General features: G+C 72.5%; 21 protein-coding genes. 13 read left to right on the forward strand and 8 right to left on the reverse strand.

The features are described 5' to 3' along the window. Positions 1 to 34: 34 nt before the first annotated feature. Positions 35 to 697, reverse strand: a complete 663-nt coding sequence (locus tag ABFJ78_RS23650) for a TetR/AcrR family transcriptional regulator (RefSeq protein WP_436388532.1) — start codon at positions 695 to 697, stop codon at positions 35 to 37. A 55-nt stretch (positions 698 to 752) separates the two neighbouring features. On the opposite strand from ABFJ78_RS23650, the gene ABFJ78_RS23655 reads away from it, so the two are divergent. Next, positions 753 to 1,307 carry an ester cyclase gene (locus ABFJ78_RS23655; RefSeq protein WP_436388533.1) on the forward strand — a complete coding sequence of 185 codons (555 nt, stop codon included), beginning with the start codon at positions 753 to 755 and terminating at the stop codon, positions 1,305 to 1,307. Between the two features lie 69 nt (positions 1,308 to 1,376). After that, entirely contained in the window at positions 1,377 to 2,000 is a 624-nt protein-coding gene (locus ABFJ78_RS23660) for a glyoxalase (protein ID WP_436388534.1), read from the forward strand. Here the strand turns inward: ABFJ78_RS23660 and ABFJ78_RS23665 are convergent. Beyond that, positions 1,986 to 3,398, reverse strand: a complete 1,413-nt coding sequence (locus tag ABFJ78_RS23665; protein ID WP_436388535.1) for a PLP-dependent aminotransferase family protein — start codon at positions 3,396 to 3,398, stop codon at positions 1,986 to 1,988. The two genes, ABFJ78_RS23660 and ABFJ78_RS23665, sit on opposite strands and share 15 nt — an antisense overlap. Before the next feature lie 47 nt (positions 3,399 to 3,445). Here ABFJ78_RS23665 and ABFJ78_RS23670 point away from each other — a divergent pair, with 47 nt between their 5' ends. Further along, a complete protein-coding gene (locus ABFJ78_RS23670; RefSeq protein WP_436388536.1) occupies positions 3,446 to 4,600 on the forward strand; it encodes an MFS transporter in 1,155 nt (384 codons plus the stop codon). 53 nt (positions 4,601 to 4,653) lie between these two features. On the opposite strand, the gene ABFJ78_RS23675 is transcribed toward ABFJ78_RS23670, so the two are convergent. Beyond that, positions 4,654 to 5,289: a hypothetical protein gene (locus ABFJ78_RS23675; protein WP_436388537.1), complete on the reverse strand. Its 636-nt coding sequence runs from the start codon at positions 5,287 to 5,289 to the stop codon at positions 4,654 to 4,656. A 148-nt stretch (positions 5,290 to 5,437) separates the two neighbouring features. Here ABFJ78_RS23675 and ABFJ78_RS23680 point away from each other — a divergent pair, with 148 nt between their 5' ends. Both ABFJ78_RS23680 and ABFJ78_RS23685 read left to right on the forward strand, forming a co-directional pair. After that, on the forward strand, positions 5,438 to 6,478 hold the full coding sequence (locus ABFJ78_RS23680) for a helix-turn-helix domain-containing protein (RefSeq protein WP_436388538.1): 1,041 nt from the start codon (positions 5,438 to 5,440) through the stop codon (positions 6,476 to 6,478). A 37-nt stretch (positions 6,479 to 6,515) separates the two neighbouring features. Then, complete coding sequence (locus tag ABFJ78_RS23685; RefSeq protein WP_436388539.1) at positions 6,516 to 7,313, forward strand: Fpg/Nei family DNA glycosylase; 798 nt, start codon at positions 6,516 to 6,518, stop codon at positions 7,311 to 7,313. Here ABFJ78_RS23685 and ABFJ78_RS23690 read toward each other — a convergent pair. Continuing rightward, positions 7,310 to 7,777 carry a DinB family protein gene (locus ABFJ78_RS23690; RefSeq protein ID WP_436388540.1) on the reverse strand — a complete coding sequence of 156 codons (468 nt, stop codon included), beginning with the start codon at positions 7,775 to 7,777 and terminating at the stop codon, positions 7,310 to 7,312. The genes ABFJ78_RS23685 and ABFJ78_RS23690 overlap by 4 nt on opposite strands. Positions 7,778 to 7,851: 74 nt before the next feature. Between ABFJ78_RS23690 and ABFJ78_RS23695 the strand changes: the two genes are divergently transcribed. Continuing rightward, the gene (locus ABFJ78_RS23695; RefSeq protein WP_436388541.1) at positions 7,852 to 8,646 is read left to right on the forward strand and encodes a PIG-L family deacetylase; all 795 of its coding nucleotides are present in this window, start codon (positions 7,852 to 7,854) and stop codon (positions 8,644 to 8,646) included. A 261-nt stretch (positions 8,647 to 8,907) separates the two neighbouring features. Here ABFJ78_RS23695 and ABFJ78_RS23700 read toward each other — a convergent pair whose 3' ends face one another. Beyond that, positions 8,908 to 9,303, reverse strand: coding sequence for a RidA family protein (locus tag ABFJ78_RS23700; protein ID WP_436388542.1), 396 nt, complete (start codon positions 9,301 to 9,303; stop codon positions 8,908 to 8,910). A gap of 47 nt (positions 9,304 to 9,350) precedes the next feature. Here ABFJ78_RS23700 and mtnA point away from each other — a divergent pair, with 47 nt between their 5' ends. Further along, on the forward strand, positions 9,351 to 10,316 hold the full coding sequence (gene mtnA, locus ABFJ78_RS23705) for an S-methyl-5-thioribose-1-phosphate isomerase (protein ID WP_436388543.1): 966 nt from the start codon (positions 9,351 to 9,353) through the stop codon (positions 10,314 to 10,316). On the opposite strand, the gene ABFJ78_RS23710 is transcribed toward mtnA, so the two are convergent. Together ABFJ78_RS23710 and ABFJ78_RS23715 are read right to left on the reverse strand one after the other, a co-directional pair. After that, the gene (locus ABFJ78_RS23710; RefSeq protein WP_436388544.1) at positions 10,313 to 10,528 is read right to left on the reverse strand and encodes a ferredoxin; all 216 of its coding nucleotides are present in this window, start codon (positions 10,526 to 10,528) and stop codon (positions 10,313 to 10,315) included. The two genes, mtnA and ABFJ78_RS23710, sit on opposite strands and share 4 nt — an antisense overlap. Positions 10,529 to 10,530: 2 nt before the next feature. Next, positions 10,531 to 11,721, reverse strand: coding sequence for a cytochrome P450 (locus ABFJ78_RS23715; protein ID WP_436388545.1), 1,191 nt, complete (start codon positions 11,719 to 11,721; stop codon positions 10,531 to 10,533). A 115-nt stretch (positions 11,722 to 11,836) separates the two neighbouring features. On the opposite strand from ABFJ78_RS23715, the gene ABFJ78_RS23720 reads away from it, so the two are divergent. The 4 genes from ABFJ78_RS23720 to ABFJ78_RS23735 are packed head-to-tail and all read left to right on the forward strand — an operon-like array spanning position 11,837 to position 14,364. Beyond that, positions 11,837 to 12,346, forward strand: coding sequence for a PadR family transcriptional regulator (locus ABFJ78_RS23720; protein ID WP_436388546.1), 510 nt, complete (start codon positions 11,837 to 11,839; stop codon positions 12,344 to 12,346). Beyond that, on the forward strand, positions 12,343 to 13,557 hold the full coding sequence (locus tag ABFJ78_RS23725; protein WP_436388547.1) for a cytochrome P450: 1,215 nt from the start codon (positions 12,343 to 12,345) through the stop codon (positions 13,555 to 13,557). The genes ABFJ78_RS23720 and ABFJ78_RS23725 overlap by 4 nt, the downstream gene beginning before the upstream one ends. Positions 13,558 to 13,562: 5 nt before the next feature. Then, positions 13,563 to 13,757, forward strand: a complete 195-nt coding sequence (locus tag ABFJ78_RS23730) for a ferredoxin (protein WP_436388548.1) — start codon at positions 13,563 to 13,565, stop codon at positions 13,755 to 13,757. A 37-nt stretch (positions 13,758 to 13,794) separates the two neighbouring features. Next, the gene (locus ABFJ78_RS23735) at positions 13,795 to 14,364 is read left to right on the forward strand and encodes a TetR family transcriptional regulator (RefSeq protein WP_436388549.1); all 570 of its coding nucleotides are present in this window, start codon (positions 13,795 to 13,797) and stop codon (positions 14,362 to 14,364) included. Positions 14,365 to 14,391: 27 nt separating this feature from the next. On the opposite strand, the gene ABFJ78_RS23740 is transcribed toward ABFJ78_RS23735, so the two are convergent. Then, positions 14,392 to 17,136, reverse strand: coding sequence for an FAD-binding and (Fe-S)-binding domain-containing protein (locus ABFJ78_RS23740; protein ID WP_436388550.1), 2,745 nt, complete (start codon positions 17,134 to 17,136; stop codon positions 14,392 to 14,394). A gap of 84 nt (positions 17,137 to 17,220) precedes the next feature. Between ABFJ78_RS23740 and ABFJ78_RS23745 the strand changes: the two genes are divergently transcribed. Both ABFJ78_RS23745 and ABFJ78_RS23750 read left to right on the forward strand, forming a co-directional pair. Further along, positions 17,221 to 18,360: a GAF domain-containing protein gene (locus ABFJ78_RS23745; RefSeq protein WP_436388551.1), complete on the forward strand. Its 1,140-nt coding sequence runs from the start codon at positions 17,221 to 17,223 to the stop codon at positions 18,358 to 18,360. Then, positions 18,357 to 18,980, forward strand: coding sequence for a response regulator (locus ABFJ78_RS23750; protein WP_372671028.1), 624 nt, complete (start codon positions 18,357 to 18,359; stop codon positions 18,978 to 18,980). Before ABFJ78_RS23745 ends, ABFJ78_RS23750 begins: the two co-directional genes overlap by 4 nt. Positions 18,981 to 18,983: the final 3 nt, after the last annotated feature.

Genomic DNA, 18,983 nt, shown 5'->3' on the forward strand with positions numbered 1-18,983 from the left:
CGAGGAGGCGATCGAGGTCTTCCTGTCGGAGTGACTAGCCGATCAGCTGCGCGGTCAGCGTGCCCGCGAGCCACGTCTCGTACTCGTCGTCGGTCCACCCGCGCCCGCCCACCAGCAGCTGGTAGACCTGCGGCGAGTTCAGCGTCCACACGATGTCCCGGGCGCGCTCGAAACCAAGATCGGCGCGCAGCCCGCCGATTTCCGTGAGCGCCCGGACCACCGCGCCGGCGCCCACGAGCCGTTCCCCCTCGATCGTGTCGGCGAACGCCGCCAGCTCGGGATTCCCGGAGCGCGCCGCCGACAGCAGCAGGGCCAGCAGCGGGCTGAGCCGGACCGACAGCATGCGGCACACCGCCGCGTACTTGTGCAGCTTTTCGACCGCCGACGTCTCGGCGGCGAACTCCCGCCAGACGGGACGCTCCATGAGCGGCGTCGGCTCGTCGTCGCCCGCGAGCACCACGTCGTAGACGCCCTTGATCAGGTTTCCCTTGGTACCGAAGGCTTTGTACACGGTGTCGATCGACACCCCGGCCTCGCCCGCGACGGCTTTGATCGTGGTCGCCGCGTAACCGTTCTCGAGCAGCAGGCGGTAGGTCGCGTCGAGGATCCGCCGCCGGGTCGCTCTCGCCTGCTCGGCCCGCGTGGAGTTGTCGTAACGGCGAGGCTCCGCCGGCTTCTTGACGCCCTCTCGTGGCATTGCTTATAGTCTCCCTAGATTCAATCTATCTCTACTATAACCAAGGAGAGGTGTCATGGACACCACGACCCGAGGTTCCACCGGAAGACCCGCTACAGCGAACGACGAAGCCATCGCGCTCTGCGTGCGCGCGATGCAGTTGATGGGGACCGGCAGCCTCGCCGACCTCCGCACCGTCATCCACCCCGACGCCACCAACCGGGAAGGCAAGGACGAGCCCGCGGCCTGCCGCGGACGCGGTGCCGAAGCGTTCTACGCGACGGCTTTGTGGCTGCGCGCCGCCTATTCGGACCTGCGCTGGGAAATCCACGACGCCGTCCACGCCGGCGACCTGGTGGTGCTCCACACCAGCATGGCCGGCCGGCAGACCGGGCCGTTCGTCACCTACGACGAGCGCGCCGCGGTCAAGCAGGCGATGCCCCCCAACGGAAACACCTTCAGCGTCACGCAGTCCCACTGGTTCCGGGTGGTGGACGGCAAGGTCGCCGAGCACTGGGCGAACCGCGACGACCTGGGGATGGCCGAGCAGCTGGGCTGGGTCCCGCCCACCCCGAAGTACCTGGTCCGGATGGCGCTGGCCAAGCGCCGGGCCACGCGAGCCGCCGGCTAGCGCGCCTTCGCGCCAACCGATCAGGAATCGAGAAGCGCTGGTCACGGCGCCGGACCTAGCGTTACCGGCATGACGAACATCGACTCCATCACCCTCGAGGTCACCGACACCGCGGCGGCCGAGCGCTTCTACGCCGACGCCTTCGGCCTCACCACGCAGCTCCGCTTCCGGACCGCGCAGGAGCCCTCGAGCGGGTTCCGGGGCTACACCCTCTCCCTCACCGTCGCCCAGCCCGGCGACGTCGACTCGCTCATGGCCGGCGCCGTGGCAGCCGGAGCCACCACGCTGAAGCCCGCCGCGAAGTCCCTGTGGGGCTACGGTGGCGCCGTCCAGGCTCCCGACGGCGCCATCTGGACGCTCGCCACCTCGAACAAGAAGGACACCGGACCCGTCACGCGGGAGTTCGACGCCATCGTGCTGCTGCTCGGCGTCGCCGACATCGCCGCCACCAAGAAGTTCTACGTCGACCACGGGCTCACCGTCGCGAAGAGCTTCAGCCGCATGTACGTCGAGTTCGAAGGCGGCGAGATCAAGCTGGCGCTCTACCGCCGCAAGGCGCTCGCCAAGCAGGCCGGCGTCGCCCACGAAGGCAGTGGGTCGCACCGGATCGCCGTCAATCACGCGTCCGGGGCGTTCACGGACCCGGACGGGTTCGCCTGGGAAGTCACGACGTCCCAGTCACTCGACGCCTGACAGCAGGTCCGCGACGGCGGCGATCCCCGCTTCGATCGAGCGTTGCGGCGTGTCGCCGAAGCCCAGGACGAGCCGCGGAGCCGTCGCCGACGGCGTCGCGTGCATCCGGGCCAGGCCGTACAGCCCGACGCCGCGCTCGGCCGCGCGGGCGATCACCCGCTCCTCGTCGGCGCCCGGGGGCAGGTGCAGGATCGCGTGGAACCCCGCGGCGAGCCCGGTGACACGGATGCCGGGGACGTGCGCCGCCAACGCCGTGAGCAGGGTTTCGCGCCGGGCCGCGTACTCGGCGCGGGCGCGGCGCAGGTGCCGGTCGTAGCGCCCGGATTCGATGAGCAGGGCCAGCGCCAGCTGGTCGAGGCCGGGGCTCCCGCGGTCGGTGACGTGCTTGCCGCGCGCCAGCGCCTCGAGCAGCCGGGCGGGAGCGACCAGCCAGCCGAGCCGCAACGCCGGCGCCAGCGACTTGCTCACCGTCCCCAGCGAGACGACGCGGTCGGGGTCGAGCCCCTGCAGCGAGCCGACCGGGTCGCGGTCGTAGCGGAATTCGGCGTCGTAGTCGTCCTCGATGACGACGCCGTCGCACCGCCGCGCCCACGCGAGCAGCTCCTGGCGGCGGTGCCCGGCGAGCACCACGCCGGTCGGCCACTGATGCGCCGGGGTCACCAGCACGGCCCGCGCGCCGCTGCGGTCGAGCGCGGCGACGTCGACGCCGTCCTCGTCGACCGGGACGGGCACGGCGGCCAGCCCGGCGGCGTTCGCCTGCTCGGTCGTCGTCCGGACGACGCCGGGGTCCTCGACGGCGATCGTGGTGATGCCGTCGGCGGCGAGCGCGCGCAGCACCAGCCCGAGCGCCTGCGCCATGCCGGTGCAGACGACGAGCTGGTCGGCCGTGGCCACGACCGCCCGCACCCGCCGCAGGTACGCCGCGAGCACCTCCCGCAGCTGCCGCGCGCCCGCGGGATCGCCGTAGTCGAAGGCGCTGTTCGGCGCGGTGCGGCAGACCTCGCGCACGGCCCACGCCCAGTCTTCGCGCGGCGCGAGGCGCAGGTCGGGGACACCGTGGCGGAAGTCGGCGACGTCGTGCTTCGGCCGCTCGGGCGCACTCACCCGCGGCGGCTCGGCGGGCCGGGCGACCGCCGCCACCCGCGTCGCCGAGCCCGCCCGGCTGGTCAGGTAGCCCTCGGCCTGCAGCTGGGCGTAGCAGTCCTGCACCAGCCCCCGCGACAAGCCGAGGGCGCGGGCGAGCTCGCGCGACGACGGCAGCTTCTCCCCACCCGCCAGCCGGCCGCCGCGGATCGCGCCGCGCAGCTGGTCCTCCAGCTGCGTGCGCAGGCCCGCGCCGCTCTCGCGGTCGATCGTGAACAGCAGCTCCGGGCTCAAACCGGCCCAATCCACAGCCATGGAACTGGACCTTACCGGTGACCCAGTTCGCTTCTACCGTTCTAGTCATGACCGCTGACCTGCAAATCCGGCCCAGGCTGGTATCCCGCGCCCTGCTCATCCGCTTCGTCTCGATCTTCGGGTCGTCGATCGGCTTCTACCTGCCGCTTTCGGTGGTCCCGCTGTTCGCGAAGCAGGCCGGTTCGGACAGCGGTGCGGGGCTCGCGACGGTCGCGCTGCTGCTCGCCACGGTCGCCGCCGAGCTGGTGACGCCGCGGCTGGTCGCCCGCGTCGGCTACCGGTGGGCGCTGGCCACCGGGCTGGTCCTGCTCGGCGCGCCGACGCTGCTGCTCACGGTCAGCTCGGACGTCTGGGTGATCGTCGGGGTCAGCGTGGTGCGCGGGATCGGGTTCGCGATCGCGGTCGTGGCCGGTGGCGCCGTCACCGCCCTGCTGATCCCGGCGGACCGGCGCGGCGAGGGCCTCGCGCTGGTCGGGATCGTCGGCGGCATCCCGGGTCTGCTGGCGCTGCCCGCGGGTGTCTGGGCGGCGGCGCACTGGGGCTTCACGCCGGTGTTCGTGGCGACGGCGGTGGCTACCCTGCTCGCCCTGCTGTCGGTGCCGGGCCTGCCGCGCTACTCCGCGACGCCCAAGGAAGACGGCGGCCACGGCGTCGTCGCCGGCCTGCGCAACCCGGTGCTGACCCGGCCCGCGACGATCTTCGCCGTGTCGGCCGCCGCGGTCGGCGTCCTGGTCACGTTCCTCCCGCTCGCCGCTTCGGACCAGCCCGCGTGGGTCGCCGCGAGCGCGTTGCTCGCCCAGCCCGCGGCGGCCACCGCGGCCCGCTGGGTCGCCGGCCGGCTCGGCGACCGCCACGGCCCGGGGGTCCTGCTGGTGCCCGGCGTGGTGCTGTCGGCCGTGGGCATGGCGGCCATCGCGGCCACCGGCACGCCGTCGCTGGTGATCGGCGGGGCGGTCGTGCTGGGCGCGGGGTTCGGCGCGCTGCAGAACGCGACGCTGACGCTGATGTACGCCCGCGTCCCGGCCGGCGGCGAGAGCGCGGTGAGCGCGATCTGGAACGCGGCCTACGACCTGGGCATGGCGGCCGGCGCGCTGGGCGCGGGGCTGGTCATCGGCTCGGTGGGCTACCCGGTGACGTTCGTCCTCGCCGCCGTGGTGATCGTCCCGGCGCTGGCCCTGGTCCGGCGGGACCGCCGCCCCTGACCGGCGGCCGCCGCGGCGGTCCGGTCACGGCGCGGCGGCCGTCCTCCACCGGGTCACCCGCCCGGCAGCTCGAGCACGGTGCCGTGCCCGGCCGGAACCACGTGTTCCGGCTCGGGCACGGCTTTCGGGCTGCCCACGCAGAGGTACCCGCGGTAGGCCCGCCCCTTCACGTGTTCGGCCACCGGCCGGAACCGATCGGGCCGCAGGCCGCGGAACCGCGTGGCGACGACGTCTTCGTACAACCGCTGCGAAACGACCACCACGACGTCTTCGCCGGCGTGCCGGGCCAGCGCGTCGCGCGCGGATTCCGCGTCGAGCAGCCGGCAGGCGACGATCAGGGCGTCCCCGATCGGCCCGAACACCCCCGCGGTGAGGGCGCCGTGGTGCATCGAAATCCGCAACCGCAGCCGGGGCCGGCTCCCCCGCCGCAGTTCTTCCGCGACCTCGTGGGCGAAATCCGCGACGACGCGGGAAACGTCGGAATCGGCGGGCAGCACCGCCAGTTCGCCGTCGCCCCGCGGTTGCCGGAGCCATTCGGCGCGGACGAGCCCGGCCCGTTCCGCGGCCCGGTCGAGTACTTCTTCCAGCCGGAACAGCACCGCGGTCTGGTCGAGGATTCCCATGCGCGAGAACCCGTCGACGTCGACCGCGACGACGAGTCCGTAAACGAGCTGACCTTCGTGAACCATTGTCCGTCCCCTCGGCAGAGCCGATGTCCCGGATCCGATTGAACAGGCGCGCGCGGTTTTCCCACCACGTCGGCGGACACACGAAGACGAACGCGAAAGGATGAGACGATGTGGGACAAAACCGGCCGACGTGGGACACGATGTCACCATGCCGCATTCCCGAACCGGACCGTTCGGTGACCTTGACCCGTCCGGGGTCACGACGCTCACCCAGTTGGCCGCGCTGCTCCGGCAATGCCGGGTGCGCGCCGGGAACCCGTCGTTGCGCGACATCGAGCGGCTCGGCGAGAAACGGGGACACGTGCTGCCCCGCTCCACCGTCGCCGGGGTGCTGGCCGGCCGGCGCGGGCCGCGGCGGGATCTGTTCGTGGCCCTGCTGTCCGCGTTCGGCATTCCCGAAGACGACCAGACGGCGTGGACGAACGCCTGGGAAAGAGCCGTTGCCGGGCAGCCCGCGGACGTCGTCTACGAGGATGCGCCCGACATCTGGCGGTTCCCGCCGGGCGAGCCGGTGATGATCACCTGCGGGCGGATCCCGGAATCGGAGATGAGCAGTTCCGCGGCGAGCGATCCGCGCGATCCCGACTACGTCGATTTGCTGACCTACGCCGATCCGGACGCGCTGGTCCACCTGTTCGGCCACATTCGCGCCCTGAACCCGGAAAACGAGGTGAAGTTCGCGACGACGAACGAGCTGCAACCCGGGGACTACGCCAGCCACCTGGTGGTGATCGGCGGGTCGGACTTCAACATGCTGACGCGCGACATGATCTCGGCGCTGCACCTGCCGGTGAAGATGTCGCCCCGCCTCCCGGAGACGGATTGGCTCGGCATGGAAGTCGTCAACGGGGACGGGACGCAGCGGTTCAGCCCCGTTCTCGGCGACGAATACGGGGCGCGCATCCTCCACGAGGACGTGATCCTGTTCTTCCGCGGCGTCAACCCGGCCGACCGGCGGCGCACCATCACGATGTGCGCCGGGATGTACGCCCGCGGCACCCTGGCGGCCGCCCGGTGCCTGACCCACCCGGTGCTCGGCCCGGCGAATCAGGCCTACCTGCGCCGTACGGTCGGCGCCAACCTCCACTTCGGGTTCGTCGCGCGGGCGATCGTCATGGACCGGATGGTGGCCGCGCCGGACCTGACCAACCCCGAGCACCGGCTCTACGAGTGGACGCGGCCGGAGTGACCTGCGGCCGGGCGCCGGACCGGTCAGACTGGTCGGCGTGCCGGAACTGCCCGAAGTGGAGCTCGCCCGCCAGGTCCTCGCCGACGCGCTCGGCCGGGAGATCCGGGACGTCGACGACCACGACGACTGGGTCTGCCGTCCGCACGCGCCCGGGGACATCGCCGCCGCTCTGCGGGGCGGGAAGCTCACCGAGGCGCACCGGCGGGGCAAGACGCTGTGGTGCGAAACGGAGAACGGCGACGGCGAGCCGGGCCCGAACCTCGGGCTGCACCTGGGGATGGCCGGGCAGCTGCGGTTCGCGGGCCGCAGCGGGCCGCCCGGGCCGCGGCGGTTCCGCGGCCGCGACGAGAAGCCCGAGTGGTTCCGGTTCGGGATCACCTTCGCCGACGGCGAACAACTGCGTCTCTTCGACACGCGCCGGCTCAGCCGGGTGCGGCTCGACCCCCACCTCGACGCGCTGGGCCCGGACGCCGGCGAGGTGTCGCGCGCGGACTTCCGCTCGCGCGTGGGCCGCGGGCGGGCGCCGGTGAAGGCGCGGCTGCTGGACCAGTCCGTGCTGGCCGGGATCGGGAACCTGCTCGCCGACGAAACCCTGTGGCAGGCGGCGGTCAGCCCGGCCCGCCCGGTGAACGAGCTGACCGCAGAAGAACTCACGGACCTGCACAAGGCACTGCGGAAGTCGTTGCGCGCGGCGATCAGGCACGGCGGCGTGCACACGGGCGAGATCATCGGGCACCGCCGGGCGGGCGACCACTGCCCGCGCTGCGGCGCGGAGATGGCGCACGGCACGGTCGGCGGCCGGTCGACCTGGTGGTGCGCGAAGGAACAGGCCTAGCGCGGCCCGAGCCCGGTGCGCCCGTCGAGCAGCTCCCGGGCGACGTCGAGGTGGCCGGCGTGCCGGGCCGTTTCCTCGATCATGTGCAGGGTCACCCCGCGCAGGTCACCGGTCAGCGGAGTGGGTGTCTTCGGCGGCGCGGACAGCGGCGTCGCGGCGAAGATCTCGTCGGAGCGGCGGCACTGTCGGCGGTAGAAGGCGAAGACGACTTCGGAAGAGCGGGGCGTCCGCAGCGGCTCGTGGTCGTCGTCCGGCCAGGGCACCGGGTCCGCGGTGCCGGTGACGATCTCCTGGAACCAGTGCCGCTCGGCGTACCCGAGGTGCTCGACCATGCCGAGCGGGGTCCAGCCGCTCGGCAGGACGGAGGTCGTCAGCGCTTCTTCGCCGAGCCCGTCGAGGATCGCCAGGACCACGGCGCGCTGGGCGTGCAGGAACGACAGCAGGGTGCTCTTTTCGTCGGCCACGACCGGGGACCCTAACGGCAGGTGCGCACCCTGGCGGGCGGTTTTTGTCGGTGGTCTTCGGTAGCTTGGCGGACATGGCAACACTGGTCACCTTCCACGCCCACCCGGACGACGAATGCCTGCGCACCGCCGGTGTCATGGCCAAGGCCGTCGCCGAGGGGCACCGCGTCGTGCTCGTCGTCGCCACCAAGGGCGAGGTCGGCGAGGTCCCCGAGGGCTTCCTCGCCGAGGGCGAACAACTGTGGGAGCGGCGCGTGCGGGAGTCGCACGCGGCCGCGGAGATCCTGGGCGTGGCCCGCGTGGAGTTCCTGGGCTACCGCGACTCGGGGATGATGGGCGAGCCGACGAACGACGAACCGGGCTGCTTCTGGCAGGCGGACGTCGAAAAGGCGGCGGAGCAGCTGGCGGAGATCCTGCGCGCGGAGTCGGCCGACGTGCTGACGGTGTACGACGACAACGGCGACTACGGCCACCCGGACCACATCCAGGTCCACCGCGTCGGCATGCGCGCGGCCGAGCTGGCGGGCACTTCCCGCGTGTTCCAGGCGACGTTCAACCGCGAGTTCATGCAGCGCGGTTTCGAGGAGGCGGTGGAGCAGGGGCTGATGCCCGAGGAGGCGGCGCCGAAGCCACCGGAGAACGTGGAGTTCGGCAAGCCGGAGGCCGAGATCACGGCGGCGGTGGATGTTTCGAAGTACGTGGGCGTGAAGCGGGCGGCCATGCGGGCCCATCCGAGTCAGATCAGCGAGGACATGTTCATGCTGGCCATGCCGGATGATGCTTTCGCTTTCGCGTTCGGGACCGAGTGGTTCATCCGGGCTGGGCAGGGGCCGGGGATTACCGAGACGGATTTGATGGCCGGGCTGTAGGCCGGGGGCCGGGGGCCGGGGGCCGGGGGCCGGGGGCCGGGGGCCGGGGGCCGGGGGCCGGGGGCCGGGGGCCGGGGAGAGCATGGCCGGCGGGGTGTGTTGTGGGGTGGGCGGGTGCCTGTTTCGCTCTGCCGGACCTGTCCTCGCGCTGCGGTGCCGAACCAGCGCACCGCCAGTGGCGACTCCCGCCGTCAGCGCCGCCCGGTGGCGACCGCCCGCCTCGGCCGAACCCTCTGCTTCGCTCTACCCGGCCGGCCCTCCTCAGTCCAGCGCCGCCGTTACGTCCAGCTCCACCAGCTGGCCCGGGAAGCCCAGCTGGGCCACCCCCAGCAGCGTGCTCGCCGAGGCGAACGCCGCTCCGATCTCCGAGTCCGTCAACCGGTCCCACACCTCCGACAGCACCGCGCGGTCCTCCGTCACCACGTAGATCACCGTCCGGACCACGTCCGCCGGCGAAGCTCCCGCGAACTTCAGCGCCGTCGCCGTGTTGGCCACCACCTGGTCGACCTGGGCCGCCACCCCCTCGGGCACCGATCCGCCGGCCGTCAGCGGGCACTGGCCCGCCAGGTACACCGTGCGCCCGGCCGAGACGGAAACCACGTGGTGGTAGCCCGGTGGTGTGTGCAGTCCGGGCGGGTTCTGCCGTTCAATGGTCACCGTCGCATCTTCACCGGGCGCGCAACCCGATTACCCAGGGAGGGCACGTGCGCAGGACCATCGACTGGGCCGACGACGCCGTCGTCGTCATCGACCAGACCGCTCTGCCCGGTGAGTTCCGGCTGCTGCGCCTGCGGACCGTCGGCGAGCTCGTCGACGCCATCAAACGGCTCGCCGTCCGCGGGGCGCCCGCCCTCGGGGCCGCCGGGGCCCTCGGGGTCGCCCTTGCCGCCCGGACCAGCGACGACGTCGAGGCCGATGCCGAACTGATCGCCACCGCCCGGCCCACCGCTGTCAACCTCGCCTGGGGTGTCGAGCGCGCCCTCGCGAAGCGACACGAAGGTCCCGAAGCCGTCCTCGAAGAGGCGAAAGCACTTCTCGACGAAGACGAAGAACTCAACAAGGCCGCCTCGAAGCACGCCGCCGAGATCGTGCTCCGGGAATGCCCGCGCCGGCCGTTGCGGCTGCTCAGCCACTGCAACGCCGGGCGGCTCGCCACCGTCGGGTGGGGCAGCGCCCTCGGCGTCGTCTGGCACCTGCACGCCGACGGGCTCGTCGAAGAAGTCCTCGTCGACGAGACCCGCCCGCTCCTCCAAGGCGCCCGGCTGACCGCGTGGGAACTCGCCCAAGAGAACGTCCCCTACCGGGTGCAGCCCGATGGCGCGGCCGCCGCCGCGATGGCGAACGGGATGGTCGACTGCGTGCTCGTCGGAGCCGACCGGATCGCCGCCAACGGCGATGTCGCCAACAAGATCGGCACCTACGGCCTCGCCATCGCCGCGAAGCACCACGGTGTGCCGTTCGTCGTCGTCGCGCCGTCGTCCACTGTGGACAAGGCACTCGAGACCGGCGCGGGCATCGCCATCGAAGAGCGCGATGCCCGCGAACTCACCCATTACGCCGGGACGCCGGTCACGCCGGACGGAACGCGGGTCTTCAACCCCGCGTTCGACGTCACCCCGTACGAGCTCGTCACGGCCGTGGTCACCGAACACGGCCGTTTCGAACCCTAGGGACGCGGGCCGATCTCGCGACCGCCTTCGGTCACCGTGATCGCCATCGCCGGGCACGAGTCCGCCGCGTCCAGCACCGTCTCGTCGGCCGCCACCTCGGGCGTCGCCGGCTGCGCGACCGCGCCGTCCAGGACGAACACCTCGGGCATCAGCGCGGCGCACATGCCCGAGCCGATGCAGGTGTGTTCGTCGACTTCCACGTGCCAGGTCATGGTCACCATCCGATCGGCATCGACCGCGGTCCGCGGACGAGCATCTGCGTCTTCCACACGATATCGCCGGCCAGGTGCAGGCCCGGCAGCTCGGTGACCAACGCGCGCAGCGCCTCCTGCAGCTCGAGCCGGGCCAGCGGCGCGCCCAGGCAGTGGTGGACGCCGTGGCCGAAGCCGAGGTGGTGGGTGTCCCCGCGGTCGAACCGCAGCTGGTCGGCGTCGTCGAACTGCAGCCGGTCGCGGTTGGCCGCGCCGACCGCCACCAGCACCGGCTCCCCTGCCTTCACGAGCACACCGCCGACCTCGACGTCTTCGGTGGCGTAGCGCGCGAAGCCGGCGCCCGCGCCGAGCGGCACGAACCGCAGCAGCTCCTCGACGGCCGCCGGGATCAGCTCCGGGTCGTCGACCAGCCGCTGCCACTGCCCGGGCTGGTCGAGCAGCGCGTAGACGAAGTTGGGGATCTGGCTCGCGGTCGTCTCGTGGCCGGCGACGAGGATGCCGACGCACAGGTCGACCAGCTCCAGCTCGGTCAGCCGGTCGCGGGTGTCGCGCGCCTCGATCAGCGCCGTCATCAGGTCGTCCTGCGGCGCCGCCCGGTGCTCGGCGATCAGGCCGCGCATGTAGTCGCGCAGCTCCTCGCGGTTGCGCTCGAACTCCTCCGGCGTCAGCCCGCTGGTGGACAGCGCGGCGTCGCTCCAGACGCGGAACTTCGGCCGGTCGGCGACCGGGACGCCGAGCAGCTCGCAGATCACCGCGACCGGGATCGGCAACGCGTAGAGGTCGACGAGGTCCGCGGGCGGGCCGGCGGCCTTCATGTCCGCGATCAAGCCCGACGCCAGCGAGGCGACGCGCGGCCGGAGCAGCTCGACGCGGCGCATGGTGAACGCCTTCGCCACCAGTGTCCGCAGCCGCGTGTGATCGGGCGGATCCATCTGCAGGATGCCGCCCTCGCGCTGCACGGGCGAGCGGCGCGGCGCGTCCTTTTCCTTTTCCATCGCCCGCGAGAACCGGCGGTCACCGAGCACGAGCCGGGCGTCGGCGTAGCGGGTGGCCAGCCACGCGGGCTCGCCGTACGTCATCTTGACCCGGACCATGCCCTCGGCTTCGCGAGCCGCCGCGTAGGCCTCGTTGAGGTCGAGTCCCGCCTCCTCGTTGAAGGGGTACGAGAGCGGCTCGGTGTGGGTGACGGTCATTCGGAAAACCCCCGTGCTCGGTTGTAAGCAGCTGCTTACAAAGCTACACAGTTTCTTCCCACCTGTCACGATCCGCCATTGCCCAGTCACGGAATCCTAGGTTACGGTGACCTAGGTGTGGATCGAGATCCTCTTGCTGTCGAGGCTGGACCGCGAACCGATGCACGGCTACGAGCTGCGCAAAGCGGTCGAAGCGTCGACCGGGCACACCTTGTCGAACAACTCGCTCTACCCGACCCTGCGGCGCTTCGTCGACGCGGGCGCGGTGAGCCGCAGCGCGGAGGAGCAGGAGGCCAAACCGCCGCGGCACGTCTACACGATCACCGACGTCGGCCAGGAGCTGCTGCACGACATGCTCGCGGACTTCCCGGCCGAGCTGGCGCTCAGCCAGGAGGAGTTCCTCGCGCGGGTCGGCAGCTTCAGCCGGCTGCGGCAGGAAGAACGCGCCCGCGTTCTCGACGTGCGAAAACAGGCGCTCACCACGGAGCACGCGCGGCTCACCGCGCTCGCCGCCGGGCAGGCCGACCCGTGGAGCCGCGCCGCGCTGAACCACGCGATCGGACGGCTCGACGCCGAGCTCCGCTGGCTCGCCGACCTCGAAACCGAACTGAGGAGAGACGCATGACCACCACCGAAGAGACTCCTCGCCTTCCCTTCGCCCGGGCGAACGCGCTCGCCATCGCGCCGGACTACGAAGCCCTCCGCAGCCGGGCGCCGATCAGCCGGGTGCTGACCCCGGCCGGCGACCCGGCGTGGCTCGTGACGTCGTACGAAGAGGCCAAAGAAGTCTTTCGCGACAAGCGCTTCGGACGTTCGCACCCGGCGCCGGAGCAGGCGTCGCGCATCTCGAACGCCGCGATCCAGGACGGCCCGAGCGGCGACTTCGAAACCGAGGAGGCCGAGCACAAGCGGATGCGCCGGATGCTCGCGCCCGCGTTCTCCGCGCCGCGTATGCGCGCCCTCGGCGACCGGATCGCCGAGCTGACCGACCGCTGCCTCGACGATCTGGAGGCCGCCCACGACGCGCACCCCGGCGAGCCGGTCGACCTCACCGACTTCCTCGCCTTCCCGTTGCCGGTGCTGGTGATCTGCGAGCTGCTCGGCGTGCCGTACGCCGACCGCGCGCACTTCCGCGGTTTGTCCGAGCGGATCGCGCGGATGGACGGCGGTGAGGACGCGCAGGCGGCGATGGCCGAGTTCAAGGCCTACATGCTGAAGCTGGCCGAGGCGAAGCGCGCGGACCCGCAGCCGGACGTCATCTCCGACATGGTCGCCGTGCAGGCGGACGACCCGACGTTCACCGACGACGACCTCGCCCGGATGGGCGCCGGCCTGCTGTTCGCCGGCCACGAGACCACGTCCACCCGGATCGCGATGGGCACGCTCTTCCTGCTCAGCGACACCGCCCGCCGCGACCGCTTCGCCGCCGACCCCGACGGCGAGGTGAACCAGACGGTCGAGGAGATCCTGCGGTTGACCGCGACCAGCGGCACCGGCCTGCTGCGCTACGCCCACGAAGACGTCGAGATCGCCGGCACGCGGATCCGGCGTGGCGACGCGGTGCTCGTCTCCAGCGACGCGGCCAACCGCGACGCCGCGGTGTTCGCCGACCCCGACGAGTTCGACCCGGGCCGGACGCCGAACGTCCACCTGGCCTTCGGCACCGGCGCGCACGTCTGCATCGGCGCCAACCTGGCCCGCACCGAGCTGCGGACGGTGTTCCCCAAGCTGTTCCGCCGGTTCCCCGGCCTGCGGCTGGCGGCCGGGATCGACGACATCCCGGTGCGCGTCAACCGCGTCGCCGGCGGGGTCGACGCCGTTCCGGTGACGTGGTGAGCCCGGTGAAGATCACCGCCGACACCGAGAGCTGTGTCGCGTCCGGACAGTGCGTCCTGCTCGCGCCGGGGACGTTCGACCAGGACGAGGAGGCCGGCACGGTCGTCCTCCTCGCCGACGAGCCGGCGGCCGGGGAGGAGGACGCGGTCCGCCAGGCCGAGCTGACGTGCCCGGCGGCGGCGATCCGGTTGACCGGGTAGGAGCGCGCGTGTCCTGTTTGCCGGTTAGCCTGCTCCCGTGACGGAACAGGCCGGCCGGCGACGGGACGCGGCGGCGACGCAGCGGGCGTTGCTGGACGCCGCCGCGAAACTGTTCGCCGAGCGCGGCTTCGACCGGACGACGGTGCGCGACATCGCGGGCGAGGCCGGCGTCAACCAGGCGCTGCTGTTCCGCTACTTCGGCAGCAAGGAAGCGCTGTTCGAGGCGGTGATCGCCCGCGACGGGCGCGAGCAGCTGGCCAGCACGCCGCCCGAGCGGCTGTTCAGCGCCTCCTTGCGCAGCATGCTCGCTCCCGAGGGGCCGCGGAACCGGACCCTCGAGGCCTACCTGCGCTCCTCGGGCAGCGACGGCGTCGCGGCCGCGATCCGCCAGGAGATCGGCGAGGAGTACGCGCGGGTGCTGGCCACGCTGACCGACGCCCCGGACGCCGAGCTGCGCGCGGACCTCGCGCTCGCCTGGCTGATGGGGATCGCGCTGGTCCGCGAGGTCAGCGGCAAGGAACCCTTGGCCAGCGCGGACCCGGAGCACGTCGGCCGGCTCGTGCACACGGCGGTCCGGACGTTGCTGGAGCGCGCCGAGACCTCGTGAGCGTGAAACAGGGTTCTAACCTGTTTCTCACTCACGACCGGGCAACGCGCGGCGCAGTAGTTCCGCCAGGTGGACCGGACGGCGACCCGACTCCTGCTCGATCTGGGTCCGGCAGCTGAAGCCGTCGGAAACCACGATCGTCTCCGGAGCTGCCGCGCGGATCGCCGGGAGCATCCGGTCCTCCGCCACCGCCTTGGACACCTCGTAGTGCCCGCGCTCGAACCCGAAGTTGCCCGCCAGGCCGCAGCACCCCGAGTCCAACGTCGTGTTGCGCACGCCGGCCGCCGCGAGCGCCGACTCGTCCGCGCCGAAGCCGAGGACCGCGTGCTGGTGGCAGTGCACCTGCGTGATCGCGTCGACGTCCAGCGCCGCGAACGGGATCGGTGCCCGCTCCAGCAGCTCCGCGAACGTGAACGTCCGGGACGCCAGCAGCGAAGCACGCTCGTCGCCCGGCATGAGCGCGGGCAGGTCGCCGCGGAACAGGGCCGTGCAGCTCGGTTCCAGGCCTGCCACCTCATAGCCGTCTTCCAAGTACGGCGCCAACACGGAAAGCGTCCGGTCCAGGACGCGGCGCGCGACACCGAGCTGACCCGTCGACACCCACGTCAGTCCACAACAGACTCCGCGGTCCGGCAGCACGACGTCGTAACCCGCCGCGGTGAGCACCTCGTGGGCGGCCTCCAGCACCGACGGCGTCAAGTAGTTGTTGAACGAATCCGGCCACAGCACGACCCGTCGCTCCCCCGACGCCCGGCGCCGGAGATCCGCCCGAGTGCGGGTGAAAGGGGAAGGAGCGAACGACGGCAGCGAACGCTCCGGCGCGATCCCGCCGAGCCGTTTGACCAGGCCGGCCAAGCGGGACCGCCCGGCAAGATTGGCCAGCCGTGGCATCCGCGCGCTGACCCGCAGCCACAGCGGGAGCCAGCCCATCGAGTAGTGCGACGCCGGCCGCAGCCGCCGCCGGTAGTGGTGGTGCAGGAACTCCGCCTTGTACGTGGCCATGTCGACGTCGACCGGGCAGTCCGACAGGCATCCCTTGCAGGACAGGCACAAGTCCAGGGCATCGTGCACTTCGGACGAACGCCAGCCGTCGGTGATGACCTCGCCGTTGATCATCTCGGCGAGCAGGTGCGCGCGCCCGCGCGTCGAGTGCTGCTCTTGGCGGGTCGCCCGGTAGCTCGGGCACATCACGCCGCCACCGCTGGTGTTGCGGCACTTCCCCACGCCGACGCAGCGCCGCATCGCCTGCCCGAAACTTCCCCGGTCCTCCGGGTAGCCGAGGAAGACACTGTCCTCAAAGGACGGCGAGGTGGCCCGCACGCGCAGGTCCGCGTCGATCGCCCGCGGCGCCACCAGGATGCCGGGGTTCATCCGGCCGGCCGGGTCGAAGATCGCCTTGAACCGGGCGAAGACGTCCAGCATCTCCGGGCTGTACATCCGGGACAGCAGCTCGGACCGCGCCTGGCCGTCGCCGTGCTCGCCGGACAGCGAACCGCCGTGCGCGGCGACGAGGTCGGCGGCCTCCTCCAGGAACCGCCGGAAGTCCGCGATCCCGCCCGGGGACAGCATGTCGAAGTCCAGCCGCATGTGCAGGCAGCCTTCGCCGTAGTGGCCGTAGACGACGCTGCGCCGCCCGTGCGCCCGCATGAGCTCCTTGAACTCGCGCAGGTACGCGCCGAGCCGTTCGGGCGGGACGGCCGCGTCCTCCCAGCCCGGCCAGGCCTCCGAGCCGTCCGCGAGCCGGGTCGCGAGCCCCGCGCCCTCCTCGCGGATGCGCCACAGCCCGCGTTGCGCGGCCGGATCGTCGACGATCTCGAACCCGGTCAGGTCGAGCGACGCGGCCAGTTCCCGGGCCCGGGCGGCCGGGTCGTCCCCAGCCAGCTCCACGAACAGCCACGCCCCGCCCGGCGGCAGGTCACCCGCGCGGCCGGGCAGCATCGCGACCAGCTCGGCGTCCACGCCTTCGACGGTCAGCGGCGACCAGGGCAGGATCGACGGCACGGCGTCGGCCGCGGCGATGTCGGACGGGAAGCCCAGCACCGCCAGCACCCGCTCCCGAGGCAGTTCGGCGAGCGAAACCGTCGCCTCGAGGATGGTCACGCAGGTGCCTTCCGAGCCGACGAGCGCCTTGGCGACGTCGAAGCCGTTCTCCGGCAGCAGGTGTTCGAGCCCGTAGCCGGACACGCGCCGCGGCCACGTCGAAAGTTCCTTGCGCAGCAACGCCAGGTTGTCGCGCACCAGCGCGCGCAGCTCGTCGAAGATCGGGCCTTCGGCCGGCTCGTCCCGGCCCACCCGCAACCGCGTGCCGTCGTAGAGCAGCACGTCCAGCGAGCGGACGACGTCGACCGTGCGCCCCCACGCCACCGAGTGCGAGCCGCACGCGTTGTTGCCGATCATCCCGCCGAGGGTGCAGCGGCTGTGCGTCGACGGGTCCGGCCCGAACCGCAGGCCGTGCGGCGCCGCGACCGCCTGCAGGTCGTCGAGCACCGTCCCCGGCAGCACGCGGGCGAGCCGCGTGGACGGGTCCAGCGAGAGCACGCCGCCGACGTGGCGCGAGGTGTCGATCACCAGGCCCGGCCCGCACGCGTTCCCGGCGACGCTCGTGCCACCCCCGCGGGCGATCACCGGCAGGTCACGATCGCGGGCGGCCGCGACCGCGGCGACGACGTCGTCGACGCTCTCCGGCAGCACCACCCCCCGGGGCACGTGGCGGTAGTTGGAGGCGTCGGTGGTGTACAGCGCGAGCGTGGCGGCGTCGGTGAGGATCTCCACGCCCCCATTCAAGTCGACCGGAGGCTCCCGTACCTCTCCAGCCGGGTATGTCCGAAACCACAGTCCGTGTGCGATCGTGGGCGCGTGACGGCACAGGAGCACGTCGCCGAGTACAGCGCCGTGCTGGGCGAGCTGCTGCGCGAGCGGGAGAAGCTGCTCGGCACGCTCGACCGCGTCGCCGCGCTGCACGGGACCGCGCGCCTGGTCCGGGACGCCGTCGGCGCGAAAGCCGGGTTCGTCGCCGAGCTCGACCAGCCGGGGCTGGCCGTGATCCGCTGGATGTCGGGCACCCGGACCGACTCGCTGCAGGACCTCGAAGTGCCCGTCGGCCAGGGCATCGGCGGGCGGGTGCTGGCGCTGGGCCGCCCGGTGCGGGTCACCGACTACGTCAGCTCCCCCGCGATCACCCACCAGTTCGACGCCCAGGTGCGCGGCGAGGGCCTGGCCGCGATGCTCGCCGTCCCGATCGTCGCGCGCGGCGAGACCGTCGCCATCGCGTACGCGGCCATGCGCGAGCCCGCCGACTTCGGCGACGACGCCGTCCGGCGGATGGAGGAGGTCGCCTGCGAGGCCGGGACGGCGTTGCAGCTGGCGAAGGTCGCCGAGACCGACCGGACGGCCGCGGTGGCCGGCGAGCGCCTGCGCATGCAGAGCGCCCTGCACGACTCGGTCGGCGCGCTGCTGTTCTCCATCGGCGTCCAGGTGCGCGACCTGCACGCCGACGCCTGCGGCAACCCCGCGCTCGAGGCGCGGCTGCGCCGGCTGGAGGGCGACGTCTCGGCGGCCGCCGGCGCGCTGCGGGAGTCGCTGCTGGCACTGTCGGAGTCCAGCCCGGAGCGGGCATTGCCGGTCGAGCTGGCCGAGCACTGCCGCTCGTTCCAGGCCCGTTGCGGCGTCCCGGCCCGGTTCGTGCAGCTCGCGGCCGTGCCGCCGCTGGACGCCGAACGGACCGCGCTGCTGGTCGCCGCGGTCCGCGAAGGACTGCTCAACGTCGAGAAGCACGCCGGGGCGTCGTCGGTGATCGTCAGCCTGCTGCCCAGCGACGACGGGGTCCAGGTGGTCGTCGCGGACGACGGCACCGGCGGCGACCCCGTCCCGGGCACCGGCATGGGCCTGCGGACGCTGAGCGGGCGGGCCTTGCGGCTCGGCGGGCGGATCAGCCTGGTCCGGGACGACGACGACGGCTGCACGCTGCGTGCCTGGGTGCCGCTGGTGCGCCGGTGACCGCCGCGACCGTGTTCGTCGTCGACGACCACCCGGTGGTCCGCGACGGTGTCACGCTGCTGCTGCGCTCGGACCCGTGCCTGAGCGTGGTCGGCTCCGCGGAGTCCGGGCGGCTGGCGATCGAGCGGGTCGCGGCACTGGCGCCGGACGTGATCCTGCTCGACCTGCGGCTGCCGGACATGCTCGCGCCGGAGGTCGTCACGGAGCTGCGACGCGTGCACCCGGACGGGAAGATCGTCGTGTTCACCGCGCACGGCGACCACCAGGGCGTGCTAGCCGCACTGGAGTCGGGGGCGCACGGCTGCCTGCTGAAGGACGCCGCCGGCGCGCAGCTGGTGACCGAGCTGCGGCGGGTGCTGCGCGGCGAGCGCGTCGTCGACCCGCGGATCCTGCCCGACGCCGGGCAGCGGTCCGACGCGCTGGCCCGCAGCGGCCTGACCCGCCGCGAGTACGAGGTGCTGCGACTGGCCGCGCAGGGCCAGACGAACCCGGAGATCGCGGAGTCGACGGGACTGGCGCGCAACACGGTCAAGACGTACCTGCAGTCGGCGCTGCACAAGCTGGGCGCGCGCAACCGCGTCGAGGCGATCGGGAAGGCCAGCGAGGCCGGGCTGCTGTGAGAT

Origin of the sequence: Amycolatopsis sp. MEPSY49 (genome assembly GCF_051337345.1) — a bacterium.
GTDB lineage: Bacteria > Actinomycetota > Actinomycetes > Mycobacteriales > Pseudonocardiaceae > Amycolatopsis.

Excerpts from the sequence above, each read along its gene's own strand:
- ABFJ78_RS23650 (WP_436388532.1), bottom strand. The coding sequence starts at position 697 with ATGCCACGAGAGGGCGTCAAGAAGCCGGCGGAGCCTCGCCGTTACGAC.
- ABFJ78_RS23655 (WP_436388533.1), top strand. The coding sequence starts at position 753 with ATGGACACCACGACCCGAGGTTCCACCGGAAGACCCGCTACAGCGAAC.
- ABFJ78_RS23660 (WP_436388534.1), top strand. The coding sequence starts at position 1,377 with ATGACGAACATCGACTCCATCACCCTCGAGGTCACCGACACCGCGGCG.
- ABFJ78_RS23665 (WP_436388535.1), bottom strand. The coding sequence starts at position 3,398 with ATGGCTGTGGATTGGGCCGGTTTGAGCCCGGAGCTGCTGTTCACGATC.
- ABFJ78_RS23670 (WP_436388536.1), top strand. The coding sequence starts at position 3,446 with ATGACCGCTGACCTGCAAATCCGGCCCAGGCTGGTATCCCGCGCCCTG.
- ABFJ78_RS23675 (WP_436388537.1), bottom strand. The coding sequence starts at position 5,289 with ATGGTTCACGAAGGTCAGCTCGTTTACGGACTCGTCGTCGCGGTCGAC.
- ABFJ78_RS23680 (WP_436388538.1), top strand. The coding sequence starts at position 5,438 with ATGCCGCATTCCCGAACCGGACCGTTCGGTGACCTTGACCCGTCCGGG.
- ABFJ78_RS23695 (WP_436388541.1), top strand. The coding sequence starts at position 7,852 with ATGGCAACACTGGTCACCTTCCACGCCCACCCGGACGACGAATGCCTG.
- ABFJ78_RS23710 (WP_436388544.1), bottom strand. The coding sequence starts at position 10,528 with ATGACCTGGCACGTGGAAGTCGACGAACACACCTGCATCGGCTCGGGC.
- ABFJ78_RS23715 (WP_436388545.1), bottom strand. The coding sequence starts at position 11,721 with ATGACCGTCACCCACACCGAGCCGCTCTCGTACCCCTTCAACGAGGAG.
- ABFJ78_RS23725 (WP_436388547.1), top strand. The coding sequence starts at position 12,343 with ATGACCACCACCGAAGAGACTCCTCGCCTTCCCTTCGCCCGGGCGAAC.